The 25204-nt window shown below is 73.7% G+C and carries 16 protein-coding genes; 11 read left to right on the top strand and 5 right to left on the bottom strand.

The features are described 5' to 3' along the window. Positions 1 to 442: 442 nt before the first annotated feature. The 4 genes from ACIGW2_RS22890 to ACIGW2_RS22875 all read left to right on the top strand — a co-directional run bounded on the left by ACIGW2_RS22890 (position 443) and on the right by ACIGW2_RS22875 (position 7791). Complete coding sequence (locus ACIGW2_RS22890) at positions 443 to 4015, top strand: FtsK/SpoIIIE domain-containing protein (protein WP_399845438.1); 3573 nt, start codon at positions 443 to 445, stop codon at positions 4013 to 4015. Positions 4016 to 4189: 174 nt separating this feature from the next. Continuing rightward, positions 4190 to 5542 (top strand): ABC transporter substrate-binding protein, encoded by a 1353-nt coding sequence (locus ACIGW2_RS22885; protein WP_391655748.1) that lies wholly within the window; start codon positions 4190 to 4192, stop codon positions 5540 to 5542. A 3-nt stretch (positions 5543 to 5545) separates the two neighbouring features. Further along, positions 5546 to 6916 (top strand): carbohydrate ABC transporter permease, encoded by a 1371-nt coding sequence (locus tag ACIGW2_RS22880; protein ID WP_399845435.1) that lies wholly within the window; start codon positions 5546 to 5548, stop codon positions 6914 to 6916. Then, entirely contained in the window at positions 6913 to 7791 is an 879-nt protein-coding gene (locus ACIGW2_RS22875) for a carbohydrate ABC transporter permease (protein ID WP_391655750.1), read from the top strand. Before ACIGW2_RS22880 ends, ACIGW2_RS22875 begins: the two co-directional genes overlap by 4 nt. 17 nt (positions 7792 to 7808) lie before the next feature. Here the strand turns inward: ACIGW2_RS22875 and ACIGW2_RS22870 are convergent, their stop codons facing one another. Further along, positions 7809 to 8423 carry a TetR/AcrR family transcriptional regulator gene (locus ACIGW2_RS22870; RefSeq protein ID WP_399845433.1) on the bottom strand — a complete coding sequence of 205 codons (615 nt, stop codon included), beginning with the start codon at positions 8421 to 8423 and terminating at the stop codon, positions 7809 to 7811. A gap of 124 nt (positions 8424 to 8547) precedes the next feature. On the opposite strand from ACIGW2_RS22870, the gene ACIGW2_RS22865 reads away from it, so the two are divergent. From ACIGW2_RS22865 to ACIGW2_RS22855, 3 genes are read left to right on the top strand one after another with little or no spacing between them, the layout of a single operon-like run. Beyond that, complete coding sequence (locus tag ACIGW2_RS22865) at positions 8548 to 9474, top strand: ABC transporter permease (protein WP_391655752.1); 927 nt, start codon at positions 8548 to 8550, stop codon at positions 9472 to 9474. Continuing rightward, positions 9461 to 10216: an ABC transporter ATP-binding protein gene (locus ACIGW2_RS22860; RefSeq protein WP_399845430.1), complete on the top strand. Its 756-nt coding sequence runs from the start codon at positions 9461 to 9463 to the stop codon at positions 10214 to 10216. Before ACIGW2_RS22865 ends, ACIGW2_RS22860 begins: the two co-directional genes overlap by 14 nt. A gap of 33 nt (positions 10217 to 10249) precedes the next feature. Further along, positions 10250 to 11554, top strand: coding sequence for a glycosyltransferase 87 family protein (locus ACIGW2_RS22855; RefSeq protein ID WP_399845428.1), 1305 nt, complete (start codon positions 10250 to 10252; stop codon positions 11552 to 11554). A gap of 90 nt (positions 11555 to 11644) precedes the next feature. Here ACIGW2_RS22855 and ACIGW2_RS22850 read toward each other — a convergent pair whose 3' ends face one another. After that, positions 11645 to 16609 (bottom strand): NAD-glutamate dehydrogenase, encoded by a 4965-nt coding sequence (locus tag ACIGW2_RS22850; protein WP_391655755.1) that lies wholly within the window; start codon positions 16607 to 16609, stop codon positions 11645 to 11647. Positions 16610 to 16989: 380 nt separating this feature from the next. On the opposite strand from ACIGW2_RS22850, the gene ACIGW2_RS22845 reads away from it, so the two are divergent. After that, a complete protein-coding gene (locus ACIGW2_RS22845; RefSeq protein WP_361582942.1) occupies positions 16990 to 17553 on the top strand; it encodes a DJ-1/PfpI family protein in 564 nt (187 codons plus the stop codon). 52 nt (positions 17554 to 17605) lie between these two features. Here the strand turns inward: ACIGW2_RS22845 and ACIGW2_RS22840 are convergent, their stop codons facing one another. Beyond that, positions 17606 to 18271, bottom strand: coding sequence for an HAD hydrolase-like protein (locus tag ACIGW2_RS22840; protein WP_361582939.1), 666 nt, complete (start codon positions 18269 to 18271; stop codon positions 17606 to 17608). A gap of 71 nt (positions 18272 to 18342) precedes the next feature. Next, positions 18343 to 18849, bottom strand: coding sequence for a DUF6912 family protein (locus ACIGW2_RS22835; RefSeq protein ID WP_361582936.1), 507 nt, complete (start codon positions 18847 to 18849; stop codon positions 18343 to 18345). Positions 18850 to 19150: 301 nt separating this feature from the next. Here ACIGW2_RS22835 and ACIGW2_RS22830 point away from each other — a divergent pair, with 301 nt between their 5' ends. Further along, on the top strand, positions 19151 to 19603 hold the full coding sequence (locus tag ACIGW2_RS22830; RefSeq protein WP_391655756.1) for an Rv3235 family protein: 453 nt from the start codon (positions 19151 to 19153) through the stop codon (positions 19601 to 19603). A gap of 645 nt (positions 19604 to 20248) precedes the next feature. Here the strand turns inward: ACIGW2_RS22830 and secA are convergent. After that, positions 20249 to 23059 carry a preprotein translocase subunit SecA gene (gene secA / locus ACIGW2_RS22825; RefSeq protein WP_391655757.1) on the bottom strand — a complete coding sequence of 937 codons (2811 nt, stop codon included), beginning with the start codon at positions 23057 to 23059 and terminating at the stop codon, positions 20249 to 20251. Between the two features lie 308 nt (positions 23060 to 23367). On the opposite strand from secA, the gene ACIGW2_RS22820 reads away from it, so the two are divergent. Together ACIGW2_RS22820 and ACIGW2_RS22815 are read left to right on the top strand one after the other, a co-directional pair. Continuing rightward, positions 23368 to 23976, top strand: coding sequence for a GNAT family N-acetyltransferase (locus tag ACIGW2_RS22820; RefSeq protein ID WP_399845423.1), 609 nt, complete (start codon positions 23368 to 23370; stop codon positions 23974 to 23976). Between the two features lie 9 nt (positions 23977 to 23985). Next, positions 23986 to 25149 (top strand): DNA glycosylase AlkZ-like family protein, encoded by a 1164-nt coding sequence (locus ACIGW2_RS22815; RefSeq protein WP_361582928.1) that lies wholly within the window; start codon positions 23986 to 23988, stop codon positions 25147 to 25149. The last annotated feature ends 55 nt before the right edge of the window (positions 25150 to 25204 follow it).

Genomic DNA, 25204 nt, shown 5'->3' with positions numbered 1-25204 from the left:
GTCGTCGGAGTGTCCCCGGGGTCCCTGTGTGTTCTGTGACCCGTCCGGGTGTCCGACCCACTTTAGGGCCTCTCCGGTGCCGCCGAACGTGTCATCGACCGTCCACAGGACGGCCGATTCCGGTGCCGTGCCTGTCCGAATCCGGTCCGGAACGCGTCGGAGGAGAGGACGCCCGGAACCCGGCCGGGGTTGCCGCATGTGCCGCGAGCCATGCGCAACCAGGCGAAATAGCGTCCATCGGCGACCGAACAAGATCACTTCGAGGCGACCCGGGGGCGGGTTGTCAGTGGCAGGTGCGAGGATGCGTACAGCACGTCGTGTCGGGGTCGGGAGCCCCGGCCCCGTGCCGACCTGTACCGGACGACGCGTCCGCGCCGGGTGGGGGGAGCGAGCGGTCCTGTCCCCTGCCGGGCGCGCCGCGCAGAAGGGACCGCTGACGGCGATGCAGATCCGGCTGACCGTCCTCGCGCCGCACGCCGGCCACGGCGCGGGGCGCGCCTGCGACGTGCTCGTCACCGCGCCCGCGGGGACCGAGCTGGCCGCCGTGGCCTCCTCGCTGGCCGCGGCCGTCGCCGGCCCCGACACCTCCTCCTCCGGCACCACCGTGCTGTACGCGGGCGAGCGCCGGCTCGACCCCCGCCGCTGTCTGCTCGGCGAGCCGCCGCTGGTCGACGGGGCGGTGCTGTCCCTCCAGGTGCCCGGCCCGGGCGAGGTCATGGGCGAGGGCGCCCCGGCCCGGCTGCACGTGGTCGCGGGCCCCGACGCCGGCGGCGTCCACCTGCTGCACGGCGGGGCGAACGGCGGAGCGATCGGAATCGGCCGTTCTGTGGACGCGGACGTGCCGCTCGACGACCCGGACGTCTCCCGGGTGCACTGCACGGTCACGGTCGGCCCGGACGGCCGGATCACGGTCACCGACCGGGGCTCCACCAACGGCACGACCCTCGACGGCGCGCCGGTCGGCCCCCGCCCGGTCCGCTTCCCGCCCGGCGGCGTCCTGCGGGTCGGCGAGTCCGCGCTGCGCCTCACGGGCGGTACGGGCGCGGGCCCGGGTGCGGAGGGCGGCGCCGACCCCGGCGCGGACGAGCTGCGGCTGCCGGTCGTCCCCGACGGCGAGGGCCATCTGCGGGTGGGCCTGCGCCCCCGGGAGGCCGCGCCGGAAGCCGCCCCGGCCCCGGCGGGCGGCGCCGACGAGCCGGCCGCGGGCCCCGCGCCGTACGCGCACGTGCCGCCCGGCGAGCACGGGCCCGGCGGCTTCCCGGGCGCGCGCGAGGACGAGGGCCACGGCCACGCGCGCGTGGCGGACCCCACCGGGTCCGACGGCGAGGTCGCGGCCCACGGCAGGACCCGGCCCACCCGCCGCCGCGGCCTCGGCGCCTGGGCCCGGCGGCTCGCGGGCGGCCGGGACGAGGACCGGGACGGCGAGTACGGGGTGGCCCCGGTGCCCGCCTTCGCCGGCGGCCCGCCCGCCGGCGAGGCGCCCGGCGGGAGCGGCGCCGCCCTGCCCGCGCCCGACAGCTGGCCCGACCCGGCCGCGATCCTGCTCACCGCCCTCGGCCCCGGGCCGCGCCTGTGGGAGCGGGACGCCGGCCACCCCGAGGCCCTGGTGGTCCGGCTCGGCACCACCGACCGCGCCGAGCTGTCCGGGGTGCCGGTCACCGTCGGGCTGCGCGAGGCCGGCTCGCTCGGCCTCGCCGGGCCCGCGCCCCGGCTCGGCGGCCTGGCCCGCTCCGTGGTCGCCCAGCTGGCCGCCCTGCACTCCCCCGCCGACCTGGAGATCGTCCTGGTCTCCGCCGACCGCAACCGCCCGCTGGAGGAGCGGCGCCGGGACTGGGCCTGGCTCGGCTGGTTGCCGCACACCCGCCCGGCGCACGGCCAGGACTGCCGGCTGCTGCTGGCCTACGACCGCGACCAGGCGCACGCCCGGTTCACCGAGCTCACCCGGCGGCTCGACGACGGGCCGCTCGGCCCCGGCTGGCCCAGCGCCGACCGGGCCGCCGTGGCCGAGGCCGCCGCGCGCCACGAGGGCCCGGCGACGGTCGTGATCGTCGACGGCGACCCGGGCTCCGCCGCGCTGCGCGAGACGGCGGCCCGGCTCGCCGGGGCCGGCCCCGCCGCCGGCATCCATCTGCTCTGTCTCGCCGAGGCCCCCGCCGCCTCCCCCGCCTCCCCGGTCGCCGCCACCTACGAGACGGCCTGCGCGGCCTCCCTGGCCTTCCGCGAGTGCGGGGCGGCCGCCCTGCTCAGCGGTGACGTGGCGACCGCGCTGCGGCTGCTGCGCACGGCGGGCGGCCGGGCCGCCGGGCACGGCACGGTCGGCGTGGTCGACGCGGTGTCCGTGGCCTGGGCCGAGCGCTTCGGCCGGGCCCTCGCCCCGCTGCGCACCGAGACGGCCGCGGGCGCCGGGCCGGGCGGCCGGACGGCCGCCGCGCTGCCCCTGTCGGCCCGCCTCCTCGACGAGCTGGGCCTCGCCCGGGCCACCCCGGCCTCCCTGATGGCCCGCTGGGCCTCCTCCGCCGACGGCACCGCCGTCCTGGGCGCGGGCCCGCACGGCCCGGTGGCCGTCGACCTCGCCCAGGAGGGCCCGCACCTGCTCATCGAGGGCCCGGCGGGCAGCGGCCGCACCGAGCTGCTGCGCGCCGTGGCCGCCTCCCTCGCCGCCGGGGCCCGCCCCGACCGCCTCGGCCTGCTCCTGGTCGACGGCGCGGGCGGCGAGCGCGGCGAGGGCCTCGCGGCGTGCACGGAGCTGCCGCACGTCACCGAGCACCTGGTGGCCTCGGACCCGGTCCGGATGCGGGAGTTCGCGCAGGCGCTGGGCGCCGAGCTGAAGCGCCGCGCCGAGCTCCTCGGCGACACCCACTTCGCCGACCGCCGCTCGGGCCGGCTGATCGGCCAGCGTTCCCCGAGCCCGGCCGAGTCCGTGCCGCCGGCCGCCGGCCGGGCCGGCGCCCGGGTCCCGGACGCCCGCTCCGGTCAGGACCCGTCCGCCCCGGGCGGCGGCCGCGTGCCCCGTACGGGCGGTGCCGACCGCACGCCGCCGCCGGGCTCCGACCTGCTCGGCGACCGGCCCAGCGGACGCACCCTGCGGGTCTCCGCCGACGGCGCCATCGGCGACGTCCCGAGCAGCCGCAGCCACCGCACCCCGCCCCGCGAGGTCTACGACCAGCAGACCGACACCGGCACCTACCGCACGCCCCCGCCCGGCGCGGACCTCCTCGGCGACCGCCCGAGCGGACGCCTCCCCCGCCCCGGCGCAGGCGACCGCACCCCTCCCCCGGGCGCCGACCCGCTCGGCGACCGGCCCAGCGGACGCCTCCCCCGCCACGCCCCCGCCGACCGCACGCCCCCGCCCGGCGCGGACCTGCTCGGCGACCGGCCCAGCAGTCGCACCCTGCGGCTGACCGGCGACGGGGTGCTCGGGGACACGCCGAGCAGCCGGACCGACCCCGTGCGCAGCGGGCCGCCCGCGGAAGGGGCGAGCGCGCTGCCGCGGCTGGTGGTCCTGGTGGACGACTTCGACGCGCTGGTCGCGCCCGCGCTCGGCGCGCCCGGCCGTCCGGCGGCCGGGTCCGTGGTGCGGGCCCTGGAAGCGGTCGCGCGCAACGGGGCGCGGCTCGGGGTGCACCTGGTGGCGGCCTCGGCGCGCCCGGACCGCACGGTGGACACGGAGCTGGCGCACGGCGCGCGGCTGCGGATCGTCCTGGACCCGCCGCCCGCGGCGCCCGGTCCGGAGGAGCCGCGGCCGGGGCGCGGCCGGCTCGGTCACCCGGACGGCCGGGTGACGCCGTTCCAGACCGGGCGGGTCACCGGCCGCATCCCGCGCACGGCGACGCAGCGCCCGACGGTGGTGCCGCTGGAGTGGGAGCGCATGGGCGATCCGCCGGCCCGCCGCCCGGTCCGCGAGCTGGGCAACGGCCCGACGGACCTGGCGCTGCTGGCCAGCGCCCTGGACCGCGCGGCCCGTTCCGTGGACGCGACGCCGGTGCCGCCGCTGGTGTCGCCGACGCCCGCCTGAGCCTCCGGACGCGCCCCCGTCGCCCCTCCACACCGCCCCTGTACGCCACTTGACGTCACGTCACGAGCCCATCACGATCCCCCGTCCGGCCCCGAAGGCGGCCTTGCGGGGCTCCGGCGCCGCGCGTAGACCTGAGGGCACGGGACCGAAGAACGCGGGAGAGGCGGGGCTCGGATGCGTAACGGCAGAACTCTTCGACTCGGCGTGGTGGCGGCGGTCGCCGTGCTCGCGGCGGCCGGCTGTGGGGGCGGCGACGGCGGGAAGGAACCGGCGGGCGCCGCGCCCGGATCCAGCGGCCCGGGGGTGGCGCTGCCCTCCCTGAAGGGCGAGAAGCTGGAGGTCGCCGCCGTGTGGACGGGACCCGAACAGGCGAACTTCACCAAGGTCCTGAAGGAGTTCGAGAAGCGCACCGGCGCGACCGTGACCTTCGTGCCCGCCCAGGACCCGATCGTGAACTTCCTCGGCACGAAGATCGCCGGCGGCTCGCCGCCCGACGTGGCGATGCTGCCGCAGGTGGGCGCGATCCAGCAGGCCGCCGCGCAGAAGTGGCTGAAGCCGCTCGGGCCGGAGGCGAAGGCCCAGCTGGCGGCGAACTACTCGAAGGGCTGGCAGGACCTGGGCGCGGTCGACGGCACCGCGTACGGGGTGTACTTCAAGGCCGCCAACAAGTCGCTGGTCTGGTACAACACCGCCGCCTTCGAGAACGCGGGCGCGAGCGAACCGAAGACCTGGAAGGACTTCCTCGCCACCGCGGAGACGATCTCCGCCTCGGGCGTCACGCCCGTCTCGGTGGGCGGCGCGGACGGCTGGACGCTCACCGACTGGTTCGAGAACGTCTACCTCTCCCAGGCCGGCCCGGAGAAGTACGACCGGCTGGCGAAGCACGAGATCAAGTGGACCGACCCGTCCGTGGCGCGGGCCCTCACCACGCTCGCCGAGCTGTTCGGCAAGCCGAACCTGATCGCCGGCGGCACCAACGGCGCGCTGCAGACCGAGTTCCCGGTGTCCGTCACGCAGACCTTCACGGGCGGCGACCAGGCCAAGGCCGCCATGGTCTTCGAGGGCGACTTCTCGGCCGTCAACATCGCCGAGACCGGCGCGAAGATCGGCACGGACGCGAAGGCGTTCCCGTTCCCGGCCGTCGGCGAGGGCGCGGCCCCCGTGGTGACCGGCGGCGACGCGGCCGTGGCGCTGAAGGACGGCAAGGGCGCGCAGGCCCTGCTGACCTTCCTCGCCTCGCCGGACGCGGCCCGGGTGTGGGCGGCCGAGGGCGGCTTCCTGTCACCCAACAAGGCGCTCGACCCGGCCGCCTACCCGAACGAGGTGCAGCGCACCATCGCGAAGGCCCTCATCGGCGCGGGCGACTCCTTCCGCTTCGACATGTCGGACCAGATGCCGCAGTCCTTCGGCGGCACCCCCGGCAAGGGCGAGTGGAAGGCGCTCCAGGACTTCCTGAAGAACCCGAAGGACGTGGCGGGGACGCAGGCGCGCCTGGAGGCGGAGGCGGCCAAGGCGTACCGGGGCTGAGCCGTGGAGACGCCCACCGGGTCCACCACGTCCACGCCGCCCGCCGAGCCCCTCGGCCTCGTCGAGCCGGTCGGGGCCCCGCGGTCGGCCCGCTCCCGGCACACCGTCGTCGCCGCGCTGTTCCTGCTGCCGGCGCTCGTGCTGCTCGGCGCGCTGGTCGTCTACCCGATCGGGTACTCGGTCCAGCGCTCGCTCTTCGACAAGTCCGGCGACTCCTTCGCGGGCCTGGACAACTACGTGGCGCTGTTCACGGACGAGTCCCTGCGCACCGCCCTGCGCAACAACCTGATCTGGGTGGTGCTGGCGCCGACCGTGGCGACGGCGCTCGGCCTGGTCTTCGCGGTGCTCACCGAGCGGGTGCGCTGGGGCACGGCGTTCAAGCTGGTCGTCTTCATGCCGATGGCGATCTCGATGCTGGCCGCGGGGATCATCTTCCGGCTGGTGTACGAGCAGGACCCGGACCGCGGGATCGCCAACGCGGTCTGGGTCGGGGTGCACGACACCTTCGCCGAGGCCTCGGTCTTCCCGCGGGCCCGCCCGCTGCCGGTGCACCCGCTGAAGGCGGCCGGCGGCGGGGCGTACGAGACGAAGTCCCCGGTCCGCATGGGCGAGGTGGCGCGGCTTCCGCTGGTCGGGGTGGCTCCGGCGCAGATGCCGGAGGGCGCCCGCCCGGCCCGTACCCCCGAGGTGGGGGTCAAGGACACGATCGAGGGCGTCGCCTGGCTGGACTTCACCCGGGGCGGCGGCGGGCGGCCGAACACGGTCGATCCGAAGGAGCTCGGGCTCGCCGGGCTGCGGATCGAGGCGGTCAAGGACGGGCGGGTGGTGGCCCGGGCGACGGCCGCCGCCGACGGGAGCTTCTCCCTGGACGGCGCCGCCGAGGGGGCGGTCCTGCGGCTGCCGGCGAGCAATTTCCGCGAGCAGTACAACGGCGTCTCGTGGCTGGGTCCGCGGCTCGTCACGCCGGCGATCATCGGCAGTTACGTGTGGATGTGGGCCGGGTTCGCGATGGTGCTGATCGCCGCCGGGCTCGCGGGGCTGCCCCGGGACGTCCTGGAGGCGGCCCGGGTCGACGGGGCGAACGAGTGGCAGGTGTTCCGGCGGATCACCGTGCCGCTGCTGGCGCCGGTGCTCGGCGTCGTCCTGGTCACCCTGATGATCAACGTCCTGAAGGTCTTCGACCTGGTCTTCATCATCGCGCCGGGCTCCGCGCAGGACGACGCGAACGTGCTGGCGCTCCAGCTCTACCGCTCGTCGTTCGGGACGGACGCGGACCTCGGGGTCGGCTCGGCGATCGCCGTGGTGCTGCTGTTGCTCGTGCTGCCGGTGATGGCCGTGAACATCCGCCGCATGCGAAGGGAGAACCGCCGATGAGCAGCACGAGCGGTGTCCGTCCCCGCACCTCCCCGGCGGCGCGGATCGCCGCCCGCGCCGGGGGCGGCGCGCTGCGCGTCCTGCTGGTCCTGGTCGCGCTGTTCTGGCTGCTGCCGACCGTCGGGCTGCTGCTGTCCTCGCTGCGCTCGCCCGCCGACATCGCGTCCAGCGGCTGGTGGCAGGTGTTCACGGCGCCGGCGCAGCTGACCACCGAGAACTACCGCGGGCTGCTCGCGAACGAGGCCATCACCGACTCGCTGGTCGCCACGGTGCTGATCACCGTCCCGGCCACCCTGCTGGTGATCGTGATCGGTGCCTTCGCCGGCTATGCCTTCGCGTGGCTGGACTTCCCGGGCCGGGACTGGTGGTTCCTGCTGGTCGTGGCGCTGCTCGTGGTGCCGGTGCAGGTGGCGCTTGTGCCGGTGTCGAAGCTGTTCGGCGCGGTGGGGATCTTCGAGACGACACTGGGCGTGGTGCTGTTCCACACGGCCTTCGGCCTGCCCTTCGCGATCTTCCTGTTGCGCAACTTCTTCGCGGAGATCCCGCGCGAGCTGCTGGAGGCCGCCCGGCTCGACGGGGCGGGCGAGCTGCGCCTGTTCACCCGGGTGGTGCTGCCGCTGGGCGGCCCGGCGGTCGCCTCGCTCGGCATCTTCCAGTTCCTGTGGGTGTGGAACGACATGCTGGTGGCGCTGATCTTCGCGGACGCGCAGTCGCCGCCGATCACGGTGGCGCTGCAGCAGCAGGTGCGGCAGTTCGGCAACAACGTGGACGTGCTGGCGCCGGGCGCGTTCGTGTCGATGGTGATCCCGCTGCTGGTCTTCTTCGCGTTCCAGCGGCAGTTCGTCAACGGGGTGATGGCCGGGGCGGTCAAGTGACCTCCCCCTGAGGGGTGTTACGCGGTGAGCGCGGCCACCGCCGACCGCGCCAGGTCGTCGAGGTAGCCCTGCGGCGGCTCGGTGCGGACCACCACCAGGCGCCAGTAGAGCGGCCCGAGGACCAGGTCGAGCGCCCGGTCCGGGTCGGCCCCGGCCGGCAGTTCGCCGCGCTCGACGGCGGCGCGGACGACCTGGGCGACGACGCCCTGCTGCGGGTCGAGCAGGACGGCCTTCAGCGTGTCGGCGATCTCCGGGTGCCGGGCGGCCTCGACGAGGAGGTCGGGGATGACCTGGGAGGCCACGGGGTGCCGCAGCGCGTGCGCGGCGACCTCCAGGAGGGCGCGGACGTCGCCGTGCAGCGTGCCGGTGGCCGGGGCGGGCAGGCCCTGGACGGCGACGGCGCCGACCAGGTCGAGGACGAGCGCGAGCTTGGACTTCCAGCGCCGGTAGACGGCGGTCTTGCCGACCCCGGCGCGGCGGGCGATGCCCTCGATGGACATCCGGGCGAAGCCGACCGCGGCCAGTTCCTCGAAGACGGCGGCGCGGATGGCCTCGGTGACGTCCTCCCGGAGCACGGCGGCTCCCGCGGGGGCGCGGCGAGGGGTTCCCGAGGGTCCGGTGGATGACGTCATGGAGCCGATCCTATCCAGCGCCGACGCCCGGATGACGTGACGACGAGACGGTTGCGTTCCGACGTAATGAGGACCTACTCTCCACGTAGCGACGATACGGACCCGTTCCATCGAAGGCGAAGCCGTGACGACCTCCCCCACCCTCGACCGCCCACCGGGCCCCGCCCCGGCACCACCGAGCTCCGAGGAGCTGCGCGCCCTCGCGCTGCGCCACGGGCTCACCGTGAGCGGCGCGCGCCCCTCCCTCCCCGCCTACGTGCGGCAGCTGTGGTCCCGGCGGGACTTCATCACCGCGTTCGCGACGGCCCGGTTGACCGCGCAGTACAGCCAGGCCCGGCTGGGCCAGATCTGGCAGGTGATGACCCCGCTGCTCAACGCGGCCGTCTACTACGCGATCTTCGGCGTCCTCATGGACGTGCGGCACGGCATCCCGGACTACGTGCCCTTCCTCATCACCGGCGTCTTCGTGTGGACCTTCACCGCGCAGACCCTGATGGCCGGCACCCGCGCCATCAGCGGCAACCTCGGCCTGGTCCGGGCGCTGCACTTCCCGCGCGCCAGCCTGCCCGTGGCGCTCGCGCTCCAGCAGCTCCAGCAGCTGCTCTTCTCGCTGGGCGCGCTGGTCGTCCTGCTCTTCTGCTTCGGCGAGTTCCCGCGCCCGAGCTGGCTGCTCGCGGTGCCGGCGCTCGCCCTGCAGGCGCTGTTCAGCACCGGGCTCGCCCTGGTGACGGCCCGTCTGGCGGCCCGCACCCCGGACATCGCGCAGCTGATGCCCTTCGTGCTGCGCACCTGGATGTACGCCTCGGGCGTGATGTGGTCCATCGCCGGGGTCACCCGGGGCCGCGGCCTGCCGCACGCGGTGGTGCTGCTGCTCCAGGCCAATCCGGCCGCCGTCTACATCGACCTGATGCGCTTCGCCCTGGTCGAGAGCTTCACCGCCGACCGGCTGCCCCCGCACGTGTGGGCGCTCGCGGCCGGCTGGGCGCTGCTCGCCTTCGCGGGTGGCTTCGTCTACTTCTGGAGGGCCGAGGAGAGCTATGGCCGTGGCTGAGCACCCGGGACCCGAGCAGCGCACGCCCACCGTCGTCGCCGACGGCGTCCACGTCACGTACACCGAACGCGGCGGCCCCCGCGGCCGGCGCACGGTGCACGCGGTCAAGGGCGTCGGCTTCGCCGCGTACCGGGGCGAGGCGATCGGCCTGATCGGGTCGAACGGATCGGGGAAGTCCACCCTCCTGAAGGCGATCGCCGGGCTCCTGCCGACCAGCGCCGGCCGGATCTACACCCGGGGCCGGCCCGCCCTGCTCGGAGTGAACGCGGCCCTCATGGGCGATCTGACCGGCGAGCGGAACGTGATCCTCGGCGGGCTCGCCATGGGCATGAGCCGCAAGGAGATCACCGCCCGGTACGCCGACATCGTCGAGTTCTCCGGCATCAACGACAAGGGCGACTTCGTCTCCCTGCCGATGCGCACCTACTCCTCCGGCATGGGCGCACGCCTCCGCTTCGCCATCGCCGCCGCCCGCAGCCACGACGTGCTGCTCATCGACGAGGCCCTCGCCACCGGCGACGCGGCCTTCCGGCGCCGCAGCCAGAAGCGGATCGACGAACTGCGCGCCGAGGCCGGCACGGTCTTCCTGGTCAGCCACTCGAACACGACCATCACCGAGACCTGCGACCGGGCGCTGTGGCTGGAGTCGGGCGAACTGCTCATGGACGGCCCGGCGAAGGAGGTGGTGGCGGCCTACGAACGGCGGACGGACACCTCACCCCGACGGCCCGCAAAAACCTAACAAAAGGGATAAAGCGCACTACAGTGCGGTGGGGTGACGACCGATCCGGCGACCGGCCCGCCCTCCCCCGACCCCGCCCGCACCAGCCCCGCGCCCCCGGCGCTGACCCGCTCCCCGTTCGAGTCCGAGACCTTCACCTCCGCCACCTTCGTGACCGTCGGCCGCGGCCCGCTGCTCGCCCTCGCCGCCGTCTGGCTGCTGACCCGGGCCGGGATGCTGCTGCTCCTGGTCCGCGACAGCCTCGGCATCGGCGGCGTGGCCAGCGAGGTGTACCTGCTCTACCGGCACTGGTACGGGCAGTTCGCCCAGGGCACCTTCCCGCCCGGCGACGTCACCTGGCAGTACCCTCCGGGCGCCGGCCTGGTCATCATGGCGCCCGGCGCCCTGCCCTGGCTCAGCTACTTCCAGGCCTTCGTCGCCCTCGCGCTGCTCGCCGACGCCGTCGTCACCGTCGCGCTCGCCCACGCCGACCGCGCCCGGCTCACCCACGGCGCCTGGTACTGGGCCCTCGGCCTGCCGCTGCTCCTGCACATCCCGCTCGCCCGCTACGACGTGCAGACCACCGCCCTCGCCGTGCTCGCCCTGCTCGCGCTCGCCGCCCGGCCCGCCGCCGCCCACCGGATCGGCGGCGCGCTCGCCGGACTCGGCGCCCTGGTCAAGGTCTGGCCCGCGCTCGCGCTGATCGGCACCCCGCGCGGCCGCACCACCCGCGCGGCCTGGACCGCCGCCGCCGTCACCGCCGTCACCCTGCTCGGCGCCCTGGCGCTGCTCTTCGCCGAGCCCCTCGGCTTCCTGCGCCAGCAGGGCGACCGGGGCGTGCAGATCGAGTCCCTGGGCGGCACCGGGCTCGCCCTCGCCCGGGCCGGCGGCCTGTGGCCCGGGCGGGTCGAGTTCCGCTACGGCGCCTTCGAGTACGTCGGCCCCTACGTCTCCACCGTCGGGCACCTGGCCCTGTTCCTGACCGCCGCCGCCTTCGTGTGGCTGGTGTTCTGGCGCGTCCGGGCCCGCCGCTGGAACCCGGCCACCCCGCTGGACGCGGCCCTCGCCGCCGTCCTGCTCTTCACCGTCACCAGCCGGGTGATCAGCCCCCAGTACCTGATCTGGCTGCTCGGCCTGGCCGCCGTCTGCCTGACCTCCCGGGCCACCGTCATGCGCCCGGTGGCCCTGCTGCTCCTGCCCGCCGCCGCGCTCAGCGCGCTGGCGTACCCCGTGCTCTACGAGGACGTCGTCGCCGGCACCTGGACGGGCCTCGCCGTCATGACCGTCCGCAACGCCCTGCTCCTCGCCGCCGCCGTGCTCGCCGCCCGCCGCCTGTGGAGCGCCACCGTGACCCCGTAACCGCGCCCTACGCGCGCGAAGGACGCGCGAGAACGGGGACGCCCCTACCGGTCACGAGGACCGGCGGGGGCGTTCCGCGTCGTACGGCGCTCAGCTGTGCGTACGGAGCAGGGTGCGCATCGTCCGCATGGCGACCGAGAGGTTCGCCAGGTCGAAGGCGTCCGAGCCCTGGATCTCCTCCAGGGTCGTGCGCGCCCGGCCCAGGATCGCCGCGTTCTTCTCCTCCCAGGCCTTGAACCGCTCCTCCGGCGTGGAGGTGCCGTTCCCGGCCGCGAGCACGTCCGCGGTGAGCGCGGCGTGCGCGGCGAACAGGTCCTCGCGGATGGAGGCGCGGGCCATGGACTGCCAGCGGTCGTTGCGCGGCAGCTCGATGATCCGGTCCATCAGGTCGGAGATCCGCAGCCGGTCGGCCAGGTCGTAGTAGACCTCGGCGACCGCCAGCGGGTCCTTGCCGGTGCGGTCCGCGATCGCCACGATGTCGAGCGTCGGGAAGGCCGAGGAGAACCCGGCCACCCGCAGCGCCAGCTCCTCGGGGACGCCGACGCCGGTCAGCTCCGCCAGGATCGACTGGTACCACTCCAGGTCCGAGCCGCGCAGCAGCTGCGGCAGCTTCTCCCAGACCTGCTCGACCCGCTCCGCGAAGAAGTCGATGGTCTCGCCGATCTGGAGCGGCTGCGGCCGGTTGTTGAGCAGCCAGCGGGTGCCGCGCTCGACCAGCCGGCGCGAGTGCAGGCGCATCCGGGTCTGGAACTCGGCGGCCACCCGGTTGTCCAGGGCCTCCACGGCGTCCCAGACCTCGCCCAGGCGGAAGATCGCGCGGGCCGCGGTCTGCGCGCGCACGATCTCCTCGATGGACGCGCCGGTCTCCTCCCGCAGACGGTGCAGGAAGGTCGAGCCACCGGTGTTCACGGTGTCGTTGACCAGGACCGTGGTGACGATCTCGCGGCGCAGCGGGTGGTTGTCCACGGCCTCGCCGAACTTCTCGCGCAGCTGCGTCGGGAAGTAGGCGTGCAGCAGCCCGCGCAGGTACGGGTCGTCGGGCAGCTCGGTGCCGATCAGCTCGTCGGCCACCGTGATCTTGGTGTAGGCGAGCAGGACGGCCAGCTCCGGCTGGGTCAGGCCGCGGGCGTTGTTGAGCAGCTCGCGGATCTGCCGGTCGTTGGGCAGGAACTCCAGCGAGCGGTCGAGCGCCCCGTCCCGGCCGAGCCGGCGCATGAAGCGCTGGTGGGCGTGCAGCAGGGACGGCGACTGGGCGACGGCGTTGGCCAGCGCGGTGTTCTGCGCGTAGTTGTTGCGCAGCACCAGCGCGCCGACCTCGTCCGTCATCTCGGCGAGGATCTTGTTGCGCTGCTTGACGGTCATGTCGCCCTCGGCGACCAGACCGTTGAGCAGGATCTTGATGTTGACCTCGTGGTCGGAAGTGTCCACGCCGGCGCTGTTGTCGATGGCGTCGGTGTTGACCTTGCCGCCCAGGCCCTCGGGGCCGCCGGAGCGGGCGAACTCGATGCGGCCCAGCTGGGTCGCGCCGAGGTTGCCGCCCTCGCCGATGACCTTGGCGCGCACGTCCTGGCCGTCGACCCGGATGGCGTCGTTGGCCTTGTCGCCGACGTCGGCGTTCGACTCGACGCTGGACTTCACGTAGGTGCCGATGCCGCCGTTCCACAGCAGGTCGACGGGCGACTGCAGGATCGCCTTCATCAGCTCGGCCGGGGTCAGCTTGGTGATCCCGTCCTCGATGCCGAGGGCGGCCCGCATCTGCGCGTTGACCGGGATGGACTTCGCGGTGCGCGGGTGGATGCCGCCGCCCGCGGACAGCAGCTCGGTGTTGTAGTCCGCCCAGGAGGAGCGCGGCAGCTCGAAGAGCCGGCGGCGCTCGGCGTACGAGGTGGCCGCGTCCGGGTTCGGGTCGATGAAGATGTGGCGGTGGTCGAAGGCCGCCACGAGCCGGATGTGCTCGGAGAGCAGCATGCCGTTGCCGAAGACGTCGCCGGACATGTCGCCGACGCCGACCACGGTGAAGTCCTCGGTCTGGGTGTCGTGGCCCAGCTCGCGGAAGTGCCGCTTGACCGACTCCCAGGCGCCGCGGGCGGTGATGCCCATGCCCTTGTGGTCGTAGCCGGCGGAGCCGCCGGAGGCGAAGGCGTCGCCCAGCCAGAAGCCGTAGTCCTGGGCCACGCCGTTGGCGATGTCGGAGAAGGTCGCGGTGCCCTTGTCGGCGGCGACCACCAGGTAGGTGTCGTCCTCGTCGTGGCGGACCACGTCCGCCGGGGGCACGACCTCGCCGGCCACCAGGTTGTCGGTGATGTCGAGCAGCGCCGAGATGAAGGTCTTGTACGAGGCGATGCCCTCGGCCAGCCAGGCGTCCCGGTCCACGGACGGGTCCGGGAGCTGCTTGGCGACGAAGCCGCCCTTGGCGCCGACCGGCACGATGACGGTGTTCTTCACCATCTGCGCCTTGACCAGGCCGAGGATCTCGGTGCGGAAGTCCTCGCGGCGGTCGGACCAGCGCAGACCGCCGCGGGCGACCTTGCCGAAGCGCAGGTGGACGCCCTCGACGCGCGGCGAGTAGACCCAGATCTCGAAGGCCGGGCGCGGGGCCGGCAGGTCCGGGATGGCCTGCGGGTCGAACTTCATCGACACGTACGGGTGCGGCTGCCCGTTCTCCGCCTTCTGGAAGAAGTTGGTGCGGAGGGTGGCCTTGATGACGGTGAGGAAGGAACGCAGGATGCGGTCCTCGTCGAGGGAGGCGACCTGGTCCAGGGCGCCGTCCAGCTCCTCCAGGAGCCCGTCGGTCAGCTCGGTGCCGGCGCGCTGGCGCTCGGGCGCCATCCGGGCCTCGAAGAGGGAGACCAGCAGCCGGGTGGTGTGGACGTTGTTGCGGAGGGTGTCCTCCATGTAGTCCTGGCTGAAGGTCGAGCCGGCCTGCCGCAGGTACTTGGCGTAGGCGCGCAGCACCATCGCCTCGCGCCAGGTCAGCCCGGCGGAGAGGACCAGCGCGTTGAAGCCGTCGTTCTCGGCCTCGCCGGTCCAGGTGGCGGCGAAGGCCTCCTGGAAGCGCTCGCGGGCGTCGTCGCCGAGGTAGTCGCCGTTGCCGGTGGGCGTGGGCATCCGCAGGCCGAAGTCGTAGACCCAGGCGTGGGTGCGGTCGGCGCAGCGCAGCTCGTAGGGGCGCTCGTCGGTGACCTCGACGCCGAGGCGGGCGAGCACCGGCAGGACGGCGGACAGGGAGATCTGCTCGCCGGTCTTGTAGATCTTGAAGCGGCGCTCGCCGGTGCCGGAGGTGACCGGCTCGTAGAGGGAGAGCGCGAAGTCCTTCTCGCTGCCGGCCAGGGCCTCCAGGTGCTGGAGGTCGGCGACGGCGGCGCGCGGCGAGTGGTCGGCCTTGTAGCCCTCGGGGAAGGCGTTGCCGTAGCGGCGCAGCAGCTCGGCGGCGCGCTCCTCGCCGCACTCGGCGTTGAGGGCCTCGGCGAAGCCGTCGGCCCAGGAGCGGGTGGCGTCGGCGAGCCGGGCCTCGATGCGGTCGACGTCGGCCTCGGTGAGCTTGGCGAGGACGGTGCCGGGCTCGACGCGGATGACGAAGTGCAGCCGGGAGAGGATCGACTCGGTGTTCCAGGCCGTGAAGTCGACGCTGGCGCCGTTCAGCTCCTCCTTGAGGATGTCGATGATCCGCAGCCGGACGCGGGTGGTGTAGCGGTCGCGCGGCAGGTAGACGAGGGCCGAGTAGTAGCGCCCGTACTCGTCCTGGCGCAGGTAGAGCCGCAGCCGGCGGCGCTCCTGCAGGTAGAGCACGCTGGTGACGATGGAGCGCAGCTCGTCGACCGGGGTCTGGAAGAGCTCGTCGCGCGGGTAGGTCTCCAGGATCTGGAGCAGGTCGCGCCCGTCGTGGCTGTTCGGCGAGAAGCCGGCGCCCTCCAGGACCTCCTGGACCTTGCGCTTGATGACCGGGACGCGGCGCACGGACTCGGTGTACGCGGCGGAGGAGAACAGGCCGAGGAAGCGGCGCTCGCCGATGACGTTGCCCTCGGCGTCGAACTTCTTCACGCCCACGTAGTCGAGGTACGAGGGGCGGTGCACGGTCGCGCGGCTGTTGGCCTTCGTCAGGATCAGCAGCTTGTGCTCGCGGGCCTTGGCGCGGGCGTCGGCGGGCAGCCGGCTGAAGGACGGGGAGACCGGGTGGGCGTGGTTGTCCTCGCCGCTGTGGTGCGGGTCGGAGCGCAGGATGCCGAGGCCGGTGCCGGGGACGGCGGCCAGGGCGTCGCCGTTGACCAGCTCGTACTCGCGGTAGCCGAGGAAGGTGAAGTGGTCCTCGGAGAGCCAGCGGAGCAGCTCGCGGGCCTCCTCGACCTCGGTCGGGCGCAGGTCGGAGGCGGTGGGCTCGTCGGCCAGGCCGTCGGCGATGCGCAGCGCGGCCTCGCGCATCTTCTCCCAGTCCTCGACGGCCTCGCGGACGTCGGAGAGGACGCGCAGCAGGTCGCTGGTGATCTGCTTGAGGTCGGCCTTGTCGGTCTCGCGGTCGATCTCGACGTGGATCCAGGACTCGACGAGCGCGTCGTGCGGCAGCTCGGCCCCGGCCTTGAGGTCGGGCTCCTTGGCGAGCACCTCGATGAGCCGACCGGTGAGGTCGCGGCGGACCAGCACCTGCGGGTGGATGACCACGTGGATGCCGCGGCCCTGGCGGGACAGTTCGTTGGTGACGGAGTCGACGAGGAACGGCATGTCGTCGGTGACGACCTCGACGACGGAGTGGCTGCAGGTCCAGCCGTTCTCCTCGACCGTCGGGGTGTGCACGCGGACGTTCGCGGTGCCCTGCGGACGGTTCTCCGCGAGGCGGTAGTGCGAGAGCGCGGCGCCGAAGACGTCGACGGGGTCGCGGTCCGTCAGGTCCTCGGGCGCGGTGTGCAGGTAGTAGCGCTGGAGGTAGTCGAGCACGGTCGCGTGGTCCGGACGCTTCCCGTCGGGCCCTGTCGGAAGTCGCCCCCCGACCGGGCTGTTCTCAGCTACCCGGGCGGCCCGATCGAGCAGCTCGGCCTTGGCTTCGTCCAGCTTGGTCTGCATGTCCTCTGACTCCTGTCGCGCGCCGTTGCGTGACGTCGGTGGAAGAAAGGACACAACGCCACGACGCGGTGGTACCGGTCGAAAGAGACGTTATGCCGCGATGAGAGATGTCCGGGCGCTTCTCGGCCACCGGACCGGGGACCTCCGCGAACGCACCGTCGGCCCGGCCGCTGAGGCGAACCGGGCGGATGCCGGGGGCTGCGCTGCCCCCACGGCGTATCGCGCTGATCACGGGAAAAGCCTATCGCTGTTGCCCCCCTGGCCGTCATGAGCCTTATGTGTACAAAACAGGGGCGCGAAGTTTGACACTGTGGACAGCGACGAATGTTTCTGCGGGGCACACACCGACATCAGGGATCTGGACGGACCGGGGAGTCGCCATGGCGAAGATCTTGATCGTGACCGGGGACGCGGCGGAGTCGCTGGAGGTGATGTACCCCTACCAGCGTCTGCTCGAAGAGGGGTACGAGGTCGACATCGCGGCCCCCTCCCGCAAGCAGCTCCGCTTCGTGGTCCACGACTTCGAGCCGGGCTACGACACGTACACGGAGAAGCCGGGCTACACGTGGCCCGCCGACCTGGCCTTCTCGGAGGTCGACCCGGGCGACTACGCGGCGGTGGTGATCCCGGGCGGCCGGGCGCCGGAGTACCTGCGCAACGACCCGGAGCTGCGCAAGATCCTCAAGTCCTTCTTCGACGCCGACAAGCCGGTCGCCCAGATCTGCCACGGCCCGCTCCTGACCGCCGCCCTCGGCTCCCTGGACGGCCGCCGCGTCACGGCGTACCCGGCCCTCGAACTCGACATGCAGGCGGCCGGCGCGAGCTTCCAGGACACCGCGGCGGTCGTGGACGGCAAGCTGGTCTCCTCCCGCGCCTGGCCGGACCACCCGTCCTGGATGCGGGAGTTCCTGAAGCTGCTGCGGGAGTCGGGCGTCCGCCCGTAGCGAGCCGGCCCGGGCGGGCCGACGGCGCGCGGACCCTGGGCCGGCTCCTCGGCTAGACCAGCTCCTCGGCGACCGCGACGGCCTCGGCCAGGGAGTCGACGACCGGCACGCCGACCCGCTCCAGGCTGCGACGGCTGTGGGAGCCGCCGGTGTACAGGACGGCCCTGGCGCCCACGTGCCGGGCCGCCACGGCGTCGTCCGCGGCGTCACCGATGACGACGACCCGCTCGGCCGGGACCTCCAGGGCGGCCAGGTGGCGGACCATGTGGCCCGACTTGCCGTCCGTGGAGCTGCCGACCCGCCCGTCCATGCGGACGAAGTGCTCGGCGATGCCGTGGCGCCGCACGAGCGGGATCAGCTCCTCGTGCGGCGCGAGGGAGAGCAGCGACTGCGTGGCGCCGGCGGCCCGACGGGCGGCGAGCAGCTCCGCGGCGCCCTCGGTGAGCCCGCAGGCGTCGGCGCGCTGCCAGTAGTGCCGGTGGAAGGTGCCGTCCATCAGCGTCCACTCGTCGTCGGTGGGCAGCCGCCCCATGAGCCGCTCGTAGAACTTCGGGACCGGCACCGTGTACAGCTCGCGGTACCGCTCCAGGGTGATCTGTTCGAGCCCGAGCTCGGCGAAGGCCGCGTTGGTGGCGCCGATGACCGCGCCGATGTCGTCGAGCAGCGTGCCGTTCCAGTCCCAGACCAGATGCTTGCCGTGTATGCCGTGCTTCCCCATGGACAGCCACGGTACCGGCCGCACGGAGCGGCCCCCGCGCCCCGCCGTCGCCTCCGCCCTCGCCTCCGCCGTCAGCCGAGCAGGCCGGGGATCTCCTGCACGCCGAACCAGAGCAGCTCGTGGTCCTCGGCGCCGTCCACGACGAACTGGGCGTCGTCGTCGCCCTGGTCGGCCGCGCCGAGCGCGGCGGCCGCGGCGGCCACGTCCGCCTCGGCGTCGTCGGCGTCGGCGTGCACCGCCGCCGCCTTGCCCATCGGCACCGCCCGCGCGATCCGCACCTCGCCGAGCGCCCCGGGGTCGAGCCCCCGGTCCGGGTCGACGACGGCGTCCTTGTCGGCCACGTCCACGGCCACGACCACCCGGCGCCGGGCCGCCGTCGGGTCGCCCGCGATCAGCCGCAGGGAGGCCGCCGCGGCCCGGTTCAGCGCCGCGTACTCCAGCTCCTCGATGTCGTCCGACACGTACCACTCGCGCAGCGCCGGGGTCACGCCGTAGGCCACCACGGGCCCGGGCCCCAGCTCACCGCCCTTGTACGCCTGTGCGAGCCCGGAGAGGGTCAGGGGTACGTACACACGCATGGCAGGCCGCTTTCATCGTCGGAATCGCCCTCAGGATACGTGCGGCGTCCTCTTTCGGGGGGCGGTGGGGCCCGACCGGCGGACCACCGTCCGTCAGCGCCGGAGACGGGGCGGCACGGCCCGCGGGGGCGCCCGGAACCAGGCCCGCCCCGGCCCCCACCCGGATAGGTGAATCGCGCTGCGTGACCGCCGGGACCCCCGCCGCCCTTGCCGGGCCCGCTCCCCCGCCCGTACAAGATCCCCGACAGAGAGTTACCGATGAGTACGGAACGGTGACTCCACGCGACGAACGGGGACCCGCATGACCACGGACACGGACACCCAGCAGCCGCGCCCACGCCCCCAGCGGCGTCCGCGCTCCGCGCCCCGGCGACCGGCCGGACCGGCCGGCACCGGACCGCGCGGACGGGCCGGCACCGGCCCGGCGCACTGGCTCCCGCCGCACGTGATGTTCGCCGAGCGCCTGCTCGCCGTGCTGAGCGGGGAGCGGCCGGTGCACTGGATGCTCGGCTTCACCATCGGCGAGGCGTACGAACAGCTGGTGCGGCTCGCCCCCCGCACCCCCCTCCGCTCGACCGGCCCCCGCCCGGTCCTGCGCCGCTGCACCGCCCGCCAACCCGGCCACCGAGAAGCCGTCGAAGCCTGCGCCACCATCGCCACCGGAGACCGCGTCCGCGCCATGGCCTTCCGCCTCGAACGCGGCCGCGACCTCCGCTGGCGCTGCGCCGCCATCGAACTCGACGGCCTCCCGTAGACCACCCCTTCCGGACCGGGCCGCGCTCGCGCTCGCCCGGGCCGTGCCCCCGGCACGGCGGGAGAGCGTCGTCCGGCGCCTGGCGGGCTCCCGGGGCCCGCCGGGGCCGGGGAGGGACCCCCGGGCGCGGCAGGGCGGGGGTGGGGCTTCCCGGGGGCCAGGGCCGAAGCCGGGGCTCTCCGGGCTCCCAAGGCCGAGGGTGGGGCTTCCCAGGCCCGCAGGGCCGGAGCCGGGGCCTCTCCGGGCCCCCAAGGGTCGGGGGGGGTGGGGGCCCGGGCCCGCAGGGCCGCGGCCCCGGGCCGGGTCCACCCAGGCCCGACGGGACCGGGGTGGCCGCGGCCCCGGGCCGGGTCCACCCAGGCCCGACGGGACCGGGGGTCAAAGCTCTGGGCCCCCCAAGCCCGGGGTTGGGCCCCCGGACCCGCAGGGCCAGAGCTGGCGCCATCCAGGCCCCGCCAGGGCCTGGGGGCGGAAGCGACGCCGGCCCCCTGGGCTCCGTCCGAGGCGAAGCTCACGGGCCGTCCGGGGCCCACGACAACGCGACCAGGCGGCCGTACCCCTTCGGGCGATCCGGCCGCCGGCCGCCCGACAGCACGAGGGAGGGGCCGGTCGTCCAGGACGACCGGCCCCTCCCTCGTGTCGGCACTACTTCTTGCGGCGACGCCCGCCCGCGCTCTTCTGCGCCTTGCGGCGCTCCGCCCGGGTCATCCCGTCGCCCGCGTCCAGCGGCTCGCCGTCGGCGGCGAAGTCGCCCTCGACGACCGAGCCGTCACCGTCGACCTTCGGCGCCGAGAAGTGCAGCCGGTCCGGACGCTGCGGGGCGTCCAGGCCCTTCGCCCGGATCTCCGGACGGCCGGTGCCCGCCGGCACGGCGTCCTTCTGCAGGGACGGCGCCGCTTCCTGCACCGGGACCTCCTCGACCTGCTGCTCGACCTGGACCTCCAGGTTGAACAGGTAGCCGACGGACTCCTCCTTGATGCCCTCCATCATCGCGGAGAACATGTCGAAGCCCTCGCGCTGGTACTCGACCAGCGGGTCCTTCTGCGCCATCGCGCGCAGGCCGATGCCCTCCTGGAGGTAGTCCATCTCGTAGAGGTGCTCGCGCCACTTGCGGTCCAGGACCGACAGGACGACCCGGCGCTCCAGCTCACGCATGATCTCCGAGCCGAGCTGCTTCTCGCGCGCCTCGTACTGCGCGTGGATGTCGTCCTTGATGGACTCCGCGATGAACTCGGCGGTGATGCCCGCCCGGTCGCCCGCCGCGTCCTCCAGCTCCTCGACCGTGACCTTGCACGGGTACAGCTGCTTGAAGGCGTTCCACAGGCGGTCGAGGTCCCACTCCTCCGCGAAGCCCTCGGCGGTCTCCTGGCGGATGTAGTCGTCGATCGTGTCGTCCATGAAGTGCTGCACCTGCTCGTGCAGGTCCTCGCCCTCCAGGACGCGGCGACGCTCGCCGTAGATGACCTCGCGCTGCCGGTTGAGCACCTCGTCGTACTTCAGGACGTTCTTGCGGGTCTCGAAGTTCTGCGACTCGACCTGGGCCTGCGCGGAGGCGATGGCACGGGTCACCATCTTGTTCTCGATCGGCACGTCGTCCGGGACGTTGGCCATGGCCATGACCCGCTCGACCATCTGCGCCTTGAACAGGCGCATCAGGTCGTCGCCCAGCGACAGGTAGAAGCGGGACTCGCCCGGGTCGCCCTGACGGCCGGAACGACCGCGCAGCTGGTTGTCGATGCGGCGCGACTCGTGCCGCTCGGTGCCGAGGACGTAGAGCCCGCCGAGCTCCTTGACCTCCTCGAACTCCGCCTTCACGGCCTTCTCGGCGCGCTCCAGGGCGCCCGGCAGGGCCGCCGCCCACTCCTCGACGTGCTCGACCGGGTCGAGGCCCGCCTGCCGCAGCTCCGCCTCGGCGAGGTCGTCGGGGTTGCCGCCGAGCTTGATGTCCGTACCGCGGCCGGCCATGTTCGTGGCGACCGTGACGGCGCCCTTGCGGCCCGCCTGCGCGACGATCGCGGCCTCGCGCTCGTGGTGCTTGGCGTTGAGCACCTCGTGCGGCACGCCGCGCTTGCTGAGCTGCTGCGAGAGGTACTCGGACTTCTCGACGGAGGTGGTGCCGACGAGGACCGGCTGGCCCTTCTCGTACTTCTCCACGATGTCGTCGACGACGGCGGCGAACTTGGCGACCTCGGTCCGGTAGATCAGGTCCGGCTGGTCCTTGCGCTGCATGGGCTTGTTCGTCGGGATCGGCACGACGCCCAGCTTGTAGATCTGGTGGAACTCGGCCGCCTCGGTCATGGCCGTACCGGTCATGCCGGAGAGCTTGTCGTAGAGGCGGAAGAAGTTCTGGAGGGTGATCGTGGCGAGCGTCTGGTTCTCGTCCTTGATCGGCACGCCCTCCTTGGCCTCGATGGCCTGGTGCATGCCCTCGTTGTAGCGGCGGCCGGCGAGGATGCGGCCGGTGTGCTCGTCGACGATCATGACCTCGCCGTCGATGACGACGTAGTCCTTGTCCTTCTTGAACAGTTCCTTCGCCTTGATGGCGTTGTTCAGGTAACCGACGAGCGGGGTGTTCACCGACTCGTACAGGTTGTCGATGCCCAGCCAGTCCTCGACCTTGGCGACGCCGGACTCGTGGATGGCGACGGTGCGCTTCTTCTCGTCGACCTCGTAGTCGCCGGTCTCCTCGATGCCCTTCAGCGGGTTGCCGGGCTCGCCCTTGACCAGGCGGGTGACCAGCTTGGCGAAGTCGCCGTACCACTTGGTGGCCTGGTCGGCCGGGCCGGAGATGATCAGCGGCGTGCGGGCCTCGTCGACCAGGATCGAGTCGACCTCGTCGACACAGGCGAAGTTGTGGCCGCGCTGGACCAGCTCGTCCTTCGACCACGCCATGTTGTCGCGCAGGTAGTCGAAGCCGAACTCGTTGTTCGTGCCGTAGGTGATGTCGCAGTTGTACTGCTCGCGGCGCTGGGCCGGAGTCATGTTCGCGAGGATGCAGCCGACGGTCAGACCGAGGAAGCGGTGGACCCGGCCCATCATCTCCGAGTCGCGCTCGGCCAGGTAGTCGTTCACCGTGATCAGGTGGACGCCCTTGCCGGACAGCGCGTTCAGGTACGCGGGGAGGGTACCGACGAGGGTCTTGCCCTCACCGGTCTTCATCTCGGCGACGTAGCCGAGGTGCAGGGCGGCGCCACCCATGATCTGCACGTCGTAGTGGCGCTGGCCGAGGACGCGCTTGGCGGCCTCGCGGACCGTGGCGAACGCCTCCGGAAGCAGGTCGTCCAGGGACTCGCCGTCCTGGTAGCGCTGCTTGTACTCGTCCGTGAGCGCCCGCAACTCGGCGTCGGAGAGGTTGACGAAGTCCTCTTCGATGGAGTTGACCTGGTCCGCGATGCGGTGCAGTTTGCGCAGGATCTTGCCTTCGCCTGCACGCATGAGCTTGTGGAAGACGGACACTGAGGCTGGTCTCCTTGCCGGTCGGGCCTGGCACTGGGTCTTGTCATGACTCGGGCGCGGGCACGGCAGGTGGTCCCCACCGCAACGGCCATCGTAAGCGAGACCCCCCTCGTGGAGGGAGGCCCGCAAGGCCGGAGCGGTGGCGGAGCGCTGCGGGACGGGTCCGGGCCCGGTGCCGGGGCCGGTGCCGAGGGTCCCGCTCCCGCCCGTGACACCTCGCTCCCTGACCAACGCACGAGGCCGCCGGAAGGTGCCGCCCGCTGCGAAAAGTGTTCGCACCGGCCGCGGCGGGTCACCAGAATTCGGTCATGGAGCCCATCACCCTCACCACGGCCAGACTGCGCCTGCGCGTCTTCACGCCCGCCGACACCGACGCCGTCCACCAGGCCTGCCAGAGCCCGGACATCCAGCGCTGGACCCAGGTCCCCTCGCCGTACACGCGCGAGGACGCCGAACTCTTCACCACCCGCATCGTCCCGGACGGCTGGCGCGCCGACAACGACTACGCCTTCGCCGTCGAGCCGCTGGAGGGCGGCCCGCTGGTCGCCGCCGTCGGCCTGCACGCGCGCGGTCCGGGCGTGCGCGAGGTCGGCTTCTGGGCCGTCGCGGAGCAGCGCGGCCGGGGTTACGTCACGGAGGCCGTCGGCGCCCTCGCCCACTGGGCCTTCACCGCGCTCGGCACCCACCGCCTGCTGTGGCGCGCCGAGGTCGGCAACGTCCCGTCCCGGGCCGTGGCCGAGCGGGCCGGCTTCGTCGTCGAGGGCGTCGAGCGGGCCGGTCTGACGAACAAGGGCACCGCCCGCGACTGCTGGCTCGGCGCGCTCCTCCCCTCCGACGTGGGCCTGCCGTCGCCGGTGCCGTACCTCCCGGCGAAGAGCGGCTCGGAGCCCCTCCGGGATGTCAGTGCCAGGCCCTAGGGTCGGAGCATGACGACCGCCCCGCGCCCCGCTGCCGAACTGTCCGCCGACGAAGCCCGCCGGATCGCCCTGCGGGCCCAGGGATTCCTCGGTGCCCCCGACCGCCGGGCCGGCGTGCGGGGCGTGCTGCGGAGTCTCGGGCAGGTCCAGCTGGACACGATCTCCGTGCTCGCCCGCTCGCACGAGCTGATTCCGTACGCGCGCCTGGGCGCGGTCGGCCGCCGCACCGTCGAGGAGGCGTACTGGACGGAGGGCCACGCCTTCGAGTACTGGTCGCACGCCGCCTGCATCCTGCCCGTGGAGGAGTGGCCGCACTTCGCCTTCCGCCGCCGCGCCTACCGCGACCGCCCGCACTGGAACCACCAGCTGGCCGACGGGGCCTACGAGGCGGTGATCTCCCAGCTGAAGACCGAGGGCCCGCAGACCGCCACCGAGCTGGGCGGCGCCAAGAACAAGGGCGAGTGGTGGGACTGGTCCGACTCGAAGATCGCCGTCGAGCGGGCGCTGATGTTCGGCGAGGTCGTGGTGACCGAGCGGCGCGGCTGGAAGCGGGTGTACGACCTGGCGGAGCGCGCGATCCCGGACGCGCTGCTGCACGACGACCTGGACGACCGGGAGTGCCTGCGCCGCCTGGTGCGGCAGGCGGGCGAGGCGCTCGGCGTCGGCACCCGCGCGGACCTCGCCGACTACCACCGGATCAAGGGCGAGGCCTTCGACGCGGTGGTGGCGGACTCGGGTCTGGTGCCGGTGACGGTCGCGGGCTGGGGCAAGCCGGCCTGGGCCGATCCGGCCGCGCTCGCGACCGAGCCGCGCGGCCGGCACCGCACGACGCTGCTCTCGCCCTTCGACTCGCTGATCTGGGAGCGCCCGCGCACCGAGCGCATCTTCGGCTTCACGCACCGCCTGGAGGCGTACGTGCCGAAGCAGAAGCGGGTGTACGGGTACTTCGCGATGCCGGTCCTGGCCGGCGGCCGGCTGGTGGGCCGGGTGGACCCGGCCCGGGACGGGCGCACGCTGGTGGCCCGGCAGGTCACCCTGGACGGCGCCAAGGCGGTCCCGGCGGTGGCGCAGGCGCTGCGCGAGGCGGCCGAGTGGGTCGGCTGCGACGCGGTGGCGGTGGAGCGGGTCGACGCCCCGGAGCTGGCGCCCGCGCTGGTGAAGGCCCTGGCCTGAGCGGCAGATCCCTCGGGAGGTCCCTCAGCGGCTCTCCCAGCGGATCTCTCGGCCG

The sequence above is a fragment of the Streptomyces sp. NPDC053541 genome, assembly GCF_044544705.1.
Taxonomy (GTDB): domain Bacteria; phylum Actinomycetota; class Actinomycetes; order Streptomycetales; family Streptomycetaceae; genus Streptomyces.
The sequence above is the reverse complement of the archived record's forward strand: the minus strand, read 5'-3'. Positions and strand labels throughout refer to the sequence as shown.